The 11,774-nt window shown below is 39.6% G+C and carries 12 protein-coding genes and 1 tRNA gene; all 13 read left to right on the top strand.

What is annotated here, in order from left to right:
* Positions 1–195: 195 nt before the first annotated feature.
* Positions 196–834, top strand: a complete 639-nt coding sequence (locus LMF89_RS18710; RefSeq protein WP_229536409.1) for an ABC transporter permease — start codon at positions 196–198, stop codon at positions 832–834.
* Between the two features lie 19 nt (positions 835–853).
* Positions 854–1,774 carry a glycine betaine ABC transporter substrate-binding protein gene (locus tag LMF89_RS18715; RefSeq protein ID WP_229536410.1) on the top strand — a complete coding sequence of 307 codons (921 nt, stop codon included), beginning with the start codon at positions 854–856 and terminating at the stop codon, positions 1,772–1,774.
* Positions 1,775–1,823: 49 nt separating this feature from the next.
* The gene (locus LMF89_RS18720; protein WP_229536411.1) at positions 1,824–2,801 is read left to right on the top strand and encodes an ABC transporter ATP-binding protein; all 978 of its coding nucleotides are present in this window, start codon (positions 1,824–1,826) and stop codon (positions 2,799–2,801) included.
* Positions 2,802–2,819: 18 nt separating this feature from the next.
* On the top strand, positions 2,820–3,467 hold the full coding sequence (locus LMF89_RS18725; RefSeq protein WP_229536412.1) for an ABC transporter permease: 648 nt from the start codon (positions 2,820–2,822) through the stop codon (positions 3,465–3,467).
* A 96-nt stretch (positions 3,468–3,563) separates the two neighbouring features.
* A complete protein-coding gene (locus LMF89_RS18730) occupies positions 3,564–4,616 on the top strand; it encodes a M48 family metallopeptidase (RefSeq protein WP_229536413.1) in 1,053 nt (350 codons plus the stop codon).
* A gap of 368 nt (positions 4,617–4,984) precedes the next feature.
* Positions 4,985–5,326 carry a hypothetical protein gene (locus LMF89_RS18735; protein WP_229536414.1) on the top strand — a complete coding sequence of 114 codons (342 nt, stop codon included), beginning with the start codon at positions 4,985–4,987 and terminating at the stop codon, positions 5,324–5,326.
* 307 nt (positions 5,327–5,633) lie between these two features.
* Positions 5,634–6,356 carry a DUF554 domain-containing protein gene (locus tag LMF89_RS18740; protein WP_229536415.1) on the top strand — a complete coding sequence of 241 codons (723 nt, stop codon included), beginning with the start codon at positions 5,634–5,636 and terminating at the stop codon, positions 6,354–6,356.
* Positions 6,357–6,514: 158 nt separating this feature from the next.
* Positions 6,515–7,876: a branched-chain amino acid transport system II carrier protein gene (gene brnQ / locus LMF89_RS18745; RefSeq protein WP_229536416.1), complete on the top strand. Its 1,362-nt coding sequence runs from the start codon at positions 6,515–6,517 to the stop codon at positions 7,874–7,876.
* A gap of 8 nt (positions 7,877–7,884) precedes the next feature.
* Positions 7,885–8,748 (top strand): MBL fold metallo-hydrolase, encoded by an 864-nt coding sequence (locus LMF89_RS18750; protein ID WP_229536417.1) that lies wholly within the window; start codon positions 7,885–7,887, stop codon positions 8,746–8,748.
* Between the two features lie 202 nt (positions 8,749–8,950).
* On the top strand, positions 8,951–9,298 hold the full coding sequence (locus tag LMF89_RS18755; protein ID WP_229536418.1) for a MerR family transcriptional regulator: 348 nt from the start codon (positions 8,951–8,953) through the stop codon (positions 9,296–9,298).
* Between the two features lie 44 nt (positions 9,299–9,342).
* The gene (locus tag LMF89_RS18760) at positions 9,343–10,128 is read left to right on the top strand and encodes an amidohydrolase family protein (protein WP_229536419.1); all 786 of its coding nucleotides are present in this window, start codon (positions 9,343–9,345) and stop codon (positions 10,126–10,128) included.
* A gap of 112 nt (positions 10,129–10,240) precedes the next feature.
* Positions 10,241–10,316 (top strand) — tRNA-Thr (locus tag LMF89_RS18765).
* An 815-nt stretch (positions 10,317–11,131) separates the two neighbouring features.
* The coding region (locus LMF89_RS18770; protein ID WP_229536420.1) for a hypothetical protein at positions 11,132–11,774 on the top strand (643 nt) is incomplete at its 3' end.

The following is an 11,774-nucleotide window of genomic DNA, read 5'->3' on the forward strand; positions in this document are numbered from 1 at the left end:
GTAAAAAAATTTTCTCTTTTATGCAGGGGAATTTGCTTAGTCTTTTTATTTTTTTATTTTAGTGAGATCGAAAATAGGCGGTCTATAAAATGGTCTTGCTCCATAAAGAATGATAAGGAAAACATAGGGGACCTGAGTAGATCGTAAATAAGTAATGCAACAAGAAATTCATGCTGCATGAGAAAGGGAAATAGAATGATAAATGAGAGTATTGCATATCTATTACTCAATATTGATAAATATTATGAAGCTGTCATTGTACACGTTGAGATTAGTCTGGCTGCGATTGCTGTCAGTTTCATGATCGCCGTACCTTTAGGAATCTGGTGTTCAAAAAATGGCAGTGTATCCTATTCTGTGATTAACGCTTTTACCATTCTGCGCATTATACCCAGTTTGGCGGTACTTGTCATCGCCATGCCCATATTAGGTACGGGTTTTGTACCTGCTCTGTTCGCACTTACGTTACTGGCAATTCCGCCAATATTGATTAATACGTATTCGGGTTTTAGAAACATTGACCCTTCTGTGCTGGAATGTGCAGCAGGTATGGGGATGAATACTGAAAAGATTCTTTTTGGTATCGAAATTCCTTTAGCAATGCCTCTCATACTCACAGGATTGCGGACCTCTGCTACGGAGGTTATCGCTAGTGCCACATTAGCATCCTACATCGGTGCCGGCGGACTAGGCGATTTTATCTTTACTGGTATTGGAATGAATGATGTAAGGATATTATTGATTGGAGGGATGTCAGTAGCATTGTTATCTGTTTTGACAGAGGTATCCTTAACAGCTGTGCAGCATATGGTTACGAAGTATCAACGGGATTAGAGCAATAGGAGTGTGGAAAATGATTAAAAAGATATCGAGATTCGGAATGTTTTTGTTGTTATCCATGGCAGCCGTACTACTGGTTGTAGCGGGATGCAGCAGCAACTCTGCCAGTTCTGATCAAGCAAAAGAGAATAAGGTGACGATAAAAGTAGGCTCAAAGGATTTTACAGAATCCCTAATTCTAGGTGAGTTATATAGCTTAGCCTTGGAACATGCGGGCTATAAAGTTGAGCGTAAGTTAAACCTAGGCAGCGCGATTGTTCATAACTCGCTAATCAATGGTGATATTGATTTTTATCCTGAGTACACGGGGACAGGTTTATTAACAGTATTAAAAGAAGCTCCTAAATTTGATTCGAAAGAAGTCTATCATGAAGTTTCTGCTAAATATAAAGAAAAATTCAAATTGATTTGGCTGGACCCTTCTGCCGCCAATGATTCTCAAGGTCTGGTGATGAGTAAAAGAGCAGCGGAGCAATATCAGATCCGTACGATCTCTGATTTGCAGAAACATGCAAGTCAAATCCGGTTTGCTTCCCAAGGTCAATTTGATGAGAGAACGGATGGACTGCCAGCATTAGTCAAGGTATATGGTCCTTTTGATTTTAAAGATCGCAGGCTATATGACAACGGTATTAAATATGATGTACTTCACAATGATAAGGCAGATCTGGCGGTAGCATATACCACAGAAGGAGAGCTGAGCAAGGATGAATTTGTTGTATTGGAAGATGACAAGCATGTATGGCCGCCTTATAACATTGCTCCTGTTATCAGGCAGGATATGGTGGAGAAACACCCTGAGATAAAGGATATCTTGAATAAAGTTACGGCAAAGCTCGATAACAAAGCGGTGATTACTCTAAATGCTGAGGTGGATATTAAGAAACGGGAATACAATGAGGTAGCAAAGGAGTTTTTTAATACGATCAAATAGATTGGACTGCGGTGCCGAGACTTGGGAAGCGAGAAAAGGAGGTAATAAAGTGGCTAGAACTGCAATTGAGTTTCGTAATGTAAGTAAGCAGTATGCCAATACGTCTCAATACGCTGTAGCAGGGGTCAATATGCGTATTAGCGAAGGAAGCTTTATTACTATTTTAGGAACTTCGGGATCTGGCAAGACGACTCTTCTAAAAATGGTGAACCGAATTTATGAGGCAACATCCGGGGAAATCTTGTATTTCGGAGAGCACATTAAAAACTTAAAATTAGAAGAGTATCGACGTAAAATTGGGTATGTCATTCAGCAGGTTGGTTTATTTCCTCATATGACAGTTGAAGAAAATATTGGAACCATCCCTCAAATTTTAAGATGGGATACAGAGACAATTGCCAATCGGGTGGATGCGCTCTTAGAGCTGGTATGCCTTTCGCCCCGGGATTTTAAGAAGCGGTATCCAAGACAATTATCGGGAGGGCAGCAGCAACGAGTCGGTTTGGCCAGAGCGATGGCAGCTGATCCGGACATTATGTTAATGGATGAACCTTTTGGTGCGATTGATGCCATTACGCGGCAGAACTTACAGGAGAAGTTAATTCGCATTCAAAGGAAGTTGAACAAAACCATATTATTTGTGACCCATGATGTTAGCGAAGCATTTAAGCTGGGGGATAAAGTGGTGATCATGCATGAGGGGACAATTCAGCAATTTGATACACCTTATGGGATTATTTCAAAACCGGCTAATGAATATGTTGCTCGCTTGATAGCAACTCAGGATATTGTGCAGCGATTAAAAGTACTAAAGGCACATTCGGTAATGCTGCCTGTTGATACCCAGGTCAGTGATCGTGCTTTTCGTGTGGGTACAGAAGAATCCTTGCACAACATATTGACTTATTTTTTAGAACATGAGCAAAATCATGTACTGGTAGAGGATGGTGGAAGAGGCGTGGTAGGAAAAATCACATGGGAGCAGCTTAAAGTTAGTACTAGGCAGGGTAAAATTTTATCTGCTTAATGAACAAGGTGGCTAAATATGATTACGTACCTAGTAAAATATTATGATCAAATGTTGATACTGCTATTGGAGCATTTGTATTTGGTTTGTTTGAGTATGCTGATTTCTCTCTTATTGGCAGTACCAGTAGGATTGTTAATTGCAAGATCAAAATGGCTGTCCACGGCTGCATTATCTTTCTTTGGCGTTGTTTATTCCATACCCAGCTTAGCCTTGTTTTCTTTTTTGCTTCCAGCATTCGGATTGGGAAAGATGACTGCTATTGCCGTGTTAGTCATCTACAATCAATACATTTTGGTCAGGAATACAGTAACGGGCTTTCAGTCGATCGATGCTTCTATTGTTGAGGCCGGATATGGGATGGGGCTTAGTGCCAGGTATATGTTTTTTAAAATACAGCTGCCTCTGGCCTTGCCGATTATTTTAGGCGGTATTCGTATTGCAACCGTTTCTACCATTGGTATTGCAACCATTGCAGCCGTGATTCATGCAGGGGGATTAGGCGTCCTGCTGTTTGATGGGTTACGGATGAATTATTTGCCGAAGATTCTCTGGGGGACGGTTTTGTCCTCTCTTTTGGCATACCTGGCCAATCATATTTTATTGTCACTTGAGACAAAAGCCATAGAAAGGGCCAGGGGCGAATGCAGGGGACATACGGTATAGACGGCTAGGAAATTATTTCTGTGAGTTATTTTGTGCCAGATATGATAGAATATTCATGAGATGCTACATCATGATGTATTCGATTGGAGGGCTCAAATGGTACATAGAATTATACTTCGCGTAGGAGTGGTTTTTGCTGCAATTGTTTGCATTGTTACCCTTTATGGGGTACCGTGTGCTCAGGCCGCTATGATTAGCACGAAGAGTGAAATCAGTATTGGCCGTGATGTGGGCAAGCAGCTTGAGAAAAAATATGGCGTGGTGGATGATCCAGCACTGCAAGAACGGGTAACTAAAATAGGTATGAACATGGTAGCTGTTAGTGACCGAAAAGATTTACCCTATTCATTTAAAGTTTTAAACTCCAAAGATGTCAATGCCATGGCAGCACCTGGCGGGTTTATTTACATATTTAAGGGTTTAGTGGATCTGATGCCATCTGATGATGAATTAGCTGGTGTTATCGGACATGAAATAGGACATGTGGTCAAACGGCATTCGGTAAAACAAATTGAAAAAAATCTACTGCTCAATATCGGTTTCATTGCAGTATTTGGTGATAAGGCTGCGATACTTCAGAATTTAGCCATGAATGCGATTATGGCCGGCTATAGCCGATCTGATGAGAGAGAAGCCGATTATCTGGGATATGTTCATTCTTCTAAGGCGGGTTATAATCCCTATAGTATGAAGATGGGATTATTGAAACTTTCCAGTTTGGAAAAAGGTTCGCAGAGTGATCTGTTTTCCGATCATCCTGAGAGTAAAGAGCGAATTGCTCTGGTGCAAAACTTCCTGGATAAGGACAAAATCCATCCTAAAGCTCAATTAGCGCCAGATGGAAAATCAGGGCTGGTTGTAGATGGTGCTTGGCAGTTGCCGACGATTAGTGCGGAGTATGGCGGCTATAAGCCATTGTATCGAGCTTATTTTGTGGCTGGTTCCTTATATCGTATCAGCCAGTTAACAAACTATAATCCGGATAAATATATTTTGGATTATGACGGGGAAAATGTCATTTTATTTTATGATGACATTCAGATTCTCACCATTACTCCTGAGGACGCTATGTTCCATGGTATGAGTGTCATGGATCTGGCTGGTTCCCATGTTGACAAGTTAAAGGAATGGAATCCTAAAGCATTATAATTGTGAGTTTCATTGAACTAGGCAGTCATCGATCTATGACTGTCTAGTTTTTTTATAAGTATAGAGCGATAAATTCTTAATTGCGAAAAAAAATTATGAGCTACCCTTTGTGTACTTTGCGCCTTTGTGGTTCAAATGTTTTATTTTTCTAAGATGCTAAGTGCTTTTCTTATCGGATGTAGAGATATTTGAATGAATTATCTACAAATTGTTATACAGTTGTTACGAAGTTGTCACATTGGCAGTTTATAATTAAGATACGTATTAGAGGAGGAGGCGGTAAAGGCTAACGAAATCATACTAAAAGGCTTACTAAAAAAGTGCATAGAGACGACACATTTTTAAGATAGATAAAGGTGGAATGGTTTATGAGAAGCATAACAAAGAAAATGATGATATATTCCCTTGCAGGCATGCTGCAGCTTGGTTTTGGTGCATCCATAATCGAGGCTTCGCCGCTACATAATGATAATCTGCCTCCTGTAGGGCAGCAATATGATCAACGTGGTCCGGGATCCAATCCCCATGAACGTGATCGCATGGAACGTGAAAGACATGAGCGAGAACGGGTTGAAAATGAACGACATGAACACGAGATGAAACGACGTCCTCATGAGAGCAAAAAAACGTGGCATAAAAGGCAGCAAAAAGAAATCGAACGCCATGAAAGAGCCTTGCGGGAAATACGTGAACATCGCGAACATCGGTAAGAAATGCAATAGAATAAAGAGTCGCCCAATTGGGGGACTCTTTATTTGTTTTATCTTGTAAACCTGTTATTCTGCAGGAAATATACTTGCACATAGTGGTTCTAGAAGGTTACAATTTATGGGATGGGTAAATTAATACATTCGATCTTACCTGTAGCTACTGGTAAGAGTAAAGGAATAAAAGCAGCATTGAACTGTTATTGCGAGCAGCGCGAAGCAATCCGGCCATTCGTGATTAAGGAATCTCTTGCAAACGATGTTTGATGGCACAGTACCATTTCATATTTTACTTGAGAGGAGATTCATAATGCCTATTGGTGTAATTGTTAATAGCTTATCTGTACTACTTGGAGGAATTATTGGCGCATTTTTAGGGGATAAGGTTCCAGAGAGAATTAAAACCAGTTTACCTTTGATTTTGGGTATAGCTTCTATGTCCATGGGGATCACCAGCATCGTTCAAATGAATACCCTGCCGGCTGTCATTTTAGCAGTCATTGTTGGAACAGCCATTGGGGAACTGATGAAATTTGAAAAAGGGATTGAAGTTTGGGCCAATAAAGCTAGAGGACCTGTAGAAAAACTGTTTTCCAGTAAAGCAGGAGTAGAGAATCAAAAAGAATTTATGGATCAGTTTGTTGGTATTGTAATTCTGTTTTGTGCAAGTGGTACAGGCGTATTTGGTGCTTTGCAATCGGGAATGACGGGTGATCATACGATTTTATTAGCGAAGTCGATTCTTGATTTCTTTACAGCAGGAATTTTTGCTGCAGCCTTAGGTTATATGGTTGCTGCAATCTTTATCCCACAATTTATCGTACTTCTGATTTTGTTTTTGGCTGCATCCTTCATCATGTCATTAACAACACCAGTGATGCTTGCTGATTTTACTGCATGTGGCGGTATTCTTATGCTGGCTACCGGGTTTCGCATTTGTGGAATCAAATCCTTCCCCATTGCGAATATGCTGCCTGCCATGGTGATTGTTATGCCATTGTCTTGGATTTGGATCACGTATTGCAAATTTTAACGCATTGAGTACTGGGCTCAGAAAGGCATTCGCTGACATAACATTGAAGAAATATCTTATGTAATTGATAATTTTTTCGAAACGTTATATACTTCAATAATGTGCTAGCCTAAGACGCGGCAGAATAAAGATATAATTTAGAAAGTAGGAGTGATTTTATGGATAAACGTTTGACGTTATCATCCTATATATTGATCGGTTCCATGTTGTTTGGGTTATTTTTTGGTGCCGGTAATTTGATTTTCCCTGTACATATGGGACAAGAAGCTGGTAGTAATGTTGTGAGTGCAACTATTGGATTTCTCGTCACAGGGATAGGATTGCCCTTTTTAGGGGTTGTAGCCATTGGCGTCTCAAAAAGCAGTGGCTTGTTTGATTTAGCCAGTCGTGTCCATCCTATTTATGGATACATCATGACGGTCTTATTGTATTTAACCATCGGTCCTTTTTTTGCACTTCCCAGAACCGGGACCGTTTCATATGAAATTGGGCTGGCACCCTATATTGCAAATGAATACCAGACACTAGGGCTGGCTGTTTTTACCATCCTATTCTTTTTCGTTGCATTACTTTTTTCATTGAAGCCCAGTAAAATTTTAACTTGGGTAGGGAAGATTTTAAATCCTTTGTTCTTAGCTTTTTTGGCTTTTTTGGTAATCGTGAGTTTTTTAAAGCCAATGGGCAGTATCTCTGATGCTGCGATCCATGGGATCTATGCTACAGATCCTTTTTTCAAAGGATTCACCGAAGGGTATAATACTATGGACGCGTTGGCCTCCCTGGCTTTTGGCATTATTGTTGTTCAAACAATTAAAGGGCTCGGGGTTCAAAGCCCCCGTAATATTGCGATTGGTACGATTAAAGCAGGAAGTGTAAGCGTTCTTTTGATGGGATTAATCTATGGCTGTCTGGCTTATATTGGAGCAACAAGTATTGGTCAATATAAGCTGTCAGAAAATGGCGGGATTGCATTAGCGCAAATTGCCAATTATTATTTTGGATCCTTGGGAAGCATTCTGTTAGCAATTATTGTAACCCTTGCTTGCTTAAAAACGGCTATCGGTTTAATCACTGCCTGCTCGGAAACCTTTCAGGAACTATTTCCTGCTTCTCTTAGTTACAAATCCTATGTAGTGTTATTTACCATTTTGTCTTGCCTAATTGCAAACATTGGATTGACACAGATTATTTCTTTATCCATTCCGGTATTAATGTTTTTATATCCATTAGCCATCACCTTAATACTCTTGGCGTTATTATCGCCACTTTTTAAAGACCGACAGATTGTATATATGATGACAACTCTATGTACCTTGTTGGTCAGTATCGCCGATGGGATCAATGCAATGCCGGAGAGTGTTAAAAATCAAGAGAGTGTTCAGGGGTTTCTTATCATCTATCGTAATTTTCTGCCATTCTTTGATATTGGAATGGGGTGGATTATACCGCTGGTAGTTGGCTTAGGGATGGGATGGATTATTAGCTGTTTTTATGGCCCAGTAAATACAAGGAAGGTATAAAAAGAGTAATGGATAGAATTATAGATGTCACAGGCGGAAAAGGCGGTAATGCTTTTTTACTATTGGGAGCGAAAAAAACGGCATTAATTGATTGTGGCATGGCCTATTGTGCGTCAAATCTCATTAAGAATATTAAGCACGTACTATGTAAAAGAACGTTGGATTATATTTGTATCAGTCATTCCCATTATGACCATATCGGTGCCATTCCGTATTTAAAAGCACAATGGTCTAATAGTGAGGTATTAGGGACAGAATATGCAAAACAGATTTTAAATAAGCCAAATGCTTTAAAGCTAATTCGAAGTCTTAGCATGCAAGCGGCTCAAATTTATGATCCAGATTTGATAGTGGACTATGATGATGCAATGATGAAAGTAGATCGGATCATTTGTGACGGAGATGTGCTGGATCTAGGAAGTCTGAGCATTAAGGTAATTGAGACACGAGGTCATACAAAATGTTCATTATCATTTTTAATTGATAATGATACCCTATTTCCTAGTGAATCAACAGGATATATGAGTAAATCGGGAAAAATTTATCCTGCGTTTTTAACCAGCTGTTCTGAAGCAATCGATTCAATCCATAGATGCCAAAAACTAAATCCTCAATTTATCATTTCACCTCATTTCGGCCTGGTGAATGAAAGTGATACGCTAAGCTACTGGGAAAATTGTCTCTTGGCTGTGAAAGAAACCAAGGAGTTTATACTTCGTCTCGCCAGCCAGGGATATGATGAAGAGCAGATTTTAACTGAATATGAAAAAGTGTTTCGAGATGAGCAGAGCAGGTTAGAGCAGCCAGCTCAGGCGTTTCTATTAAATGCACGGAGCATGATAAAAACGGTGTTGCGAGAAGAAGTTCTTTGAGCAAAGGGAGGGTCTGGAATTTTTCCAGACCCTTTTATGTTGTTATTATGCTATTTATCATGGTAAGCTGCCTGTGATATGAAATATAGTTGTGGCAGTGTGACCGATGAAAGCAATATGAATTAGTTTAGATACTGCTCTTGACAATAACATAGGTGTCATACTTTATAATGTAATTACAGATGCCAGAAAGGAGAATGCCGTGTTAATTAAAGAGTTATCATGCCAAACGGGTGCAAGTATACGGTCAATAAGGCATTACGAATCAAAAGGGTTACTTTATGCCAGGCGATTGGCAAATGGTTATCGGGATTATGATGGTGATGCAATTGCCAAAGTAAAGACAATTCAGTTGTATCTCAGCTTAGGGCTTACAACCGAGAGCATTGCGCAAATCATTGATTGTCCGATGTTGCCGCAAAATGATCGTCCATTATGTAAAGAAGCTTATAAGCTATATCAAGTTAAACTTAATGAAGTGAATAAGCAATTGGAAATATTGCATTCTATTCAGCAGCGGCTCCAGGAAAAAATAAAAGAATTTGAATAGTGCCTGACAACGAAAGGATGCAGAATAAGAGGAGGATTTTATCGATGATTATTGATAGTCATGCTCATGTTATGCTTCCGCCTGATAAGCAAATAAAACTGATGGCAGAAGCTAAGATTGATCTAACGATTCTATTTACCACTATAGTTCATCCCGAAACAACAACCAATATAACGGCCTTTGAAGAAGAAATGAATAAATTATATGATGTCTTAAATGGAGTAAAAAATCCACGGGATGAAAGAATCCGGGGAATTGAGGAGCTTGCTAAAGTAATTAAAGAAAACTCTGGGAAATATATCGGCTTTGGGTCGATTCCCTTTGGTTTATCCTATTCCGAAAATCTGGACTGGATAGAAAAGTACGTAATTGCTAATGACTTTCGGGGGATAGGGGAATTAACACCAGGTTCAGGGCAGATTTCTCAGATGGACGCATTGTTTCGTGCATCCCAAGAGATGGGTAATTTACCGTTATGGGTGCATACGTTTTTTCCTTTGAAGCTTGAAGATATTAAGGAATTGTTGATGTTGGCAAGACGATATCCTACGGTGCCGACAATCATGGGACATATGGGTGGGATACATTGGTTAGATACGTTAAAAGCAATCAAAGAAATACCAAATGCCTATTTAGACTTATCAGCTGCTTATACGACAATAGCCCTGTCTTTTGCAATTAGAGAATTCCCGGAAAGGACTTTTTTTAGCTCGGACGCTCCTTATTCTTCGCCATTCATAGCTAAAATGGTCATAGAGGAACTAGTGACAGATCCATATGTTTTGGAACGGGTACTAGGAGGAAATGTAGCAAAGTTTTTACAATTATAAATGCTTTGCTAGAAAAATATATTCAAGGAATACTATAGAATTTTACCAAATTAAGTACGTGCAGCATTCTTGACTATGAGGTTGTATTGAGATAAAATAGTAGAGGTAGATTGCCGGTATAGCTCAGTTGGTAGAGCAACTCATTCGTAATGAGTAGGTCTGCAGTTCGAATCTGCATATCGGCTCCAGTAAAATCAAACAGGTGTGCAATGGAATGAGTTGCTCAAGTGTGCAACCTGTTCTAAAATGAAGGCGTGTAGCTAAAAACTACGCGCTTTTTTTAATGCAATAAATGAGGTACCTCAGAGATACCTGTTTCTTCGACCTGCGGTATAGTGACAGGGTTTTCTTCTTTGGCCGATATTGGAGTAATAACATTGTTATAGTGCTCATCTTCTGCGAAATTATACAAGGCATAACGTGATCACGGCGGGCGCGATGTTCACTAAAGGTAAGATTGAACCAGGTGCTGGTTATACTGGCAGTATTAGCAAAGTTGGTGCTTATCAATTAGGAAGTCAGTCGGCTGCTTATGTTGGTGCAGGGTTTAAGTTTTAACACGTCTCTGGTAGGATGTTACAAATCACATATAGTTTCCAATCAAAGCACCGTCTTACCTTAATTAATAGGGCGGTCGCTTTTTTATTTTGTTCACATAATCGTCGTCAGTTACGTAATTTATACTGGGAGGTCTGATAATATGGAAATTTTATATGGATTAATAGCTATTGGTGCGGCCGCTATTGGGTTACTTGTTGTTATGTTTTTTCGATTGCCACAATAAATTTAGGTTTAGCCGTCTTAGTGAGACGGCTTTTTTTATTTTATACCTATCCAAAATTCAACTTACATGTACGGATAAAGAATAACAAATAAATTCACATTCGGTAGTTTAATTTTTAATTGCCACGGAATGTGTATTAGTGAAAGCCGATATACAGGAGCACACAGAGTTTCTTGGTTATGTTGGTTTTAACAAATAATAAAATTTGGAGGTAATATAATGAAAACAGTAGGTCAACAGTTAACAGCACCAGAGAGAAACGCTGAGGACGTTTATGCGGCTTCAAAGAATGAACTCTATATCAATTCAGTAACAGGTGGAGGGAATATTACCAACGGATTAGCTGGAACAGCAGAAGCGGAGAAATATGACGCTATTAACTCTTATAGTGCAAAAATGGCACGAATGAATCTTTATCCAAACTACTATTATAATGACAGCACAGCTCAAACCAAGGCATCAATGAGTGATAAGGCCATGTTGCAAGCTTATAACGCAGGAATTACGCCTATTGTTCTTTTTGAGTATTATGGGAATTATACAAACCCTTTGGGCGACTATAAGAAGTGGTACAAGATTGGACACGATTTTGCTGAGCGGTTTGGTCCCGGTGGAACTTGGGCACAAGAGAACAGCATAAGCGATTGGGGCGTTACTGTTTTTCAGGCAATAAATGAACCGGATGCCGGCACTTGGGACCAATGTCGAATATCTACATCTGCGTATGCCACTGCCTTAGAAGGACTTGCCGATGGTGTTCATTCATTGGACCCTGCCTTAAAAGTTATACCGGGAGCCTATGCATCCGCAAATTCAAATGATGATTGGAGACTAAGAGGGTATGGTCCGGCGATTGCTCCCT

The organism is Pelosinus baikalensis (assembly GCF_020819555.1).
In the GTDB taxonomy this organism is placed as follows: Bacteria; Bacillota; Negativicutes; order DSM-13327; family DSM-13327; genus Pelosinus; species Pelosinus baikalensis.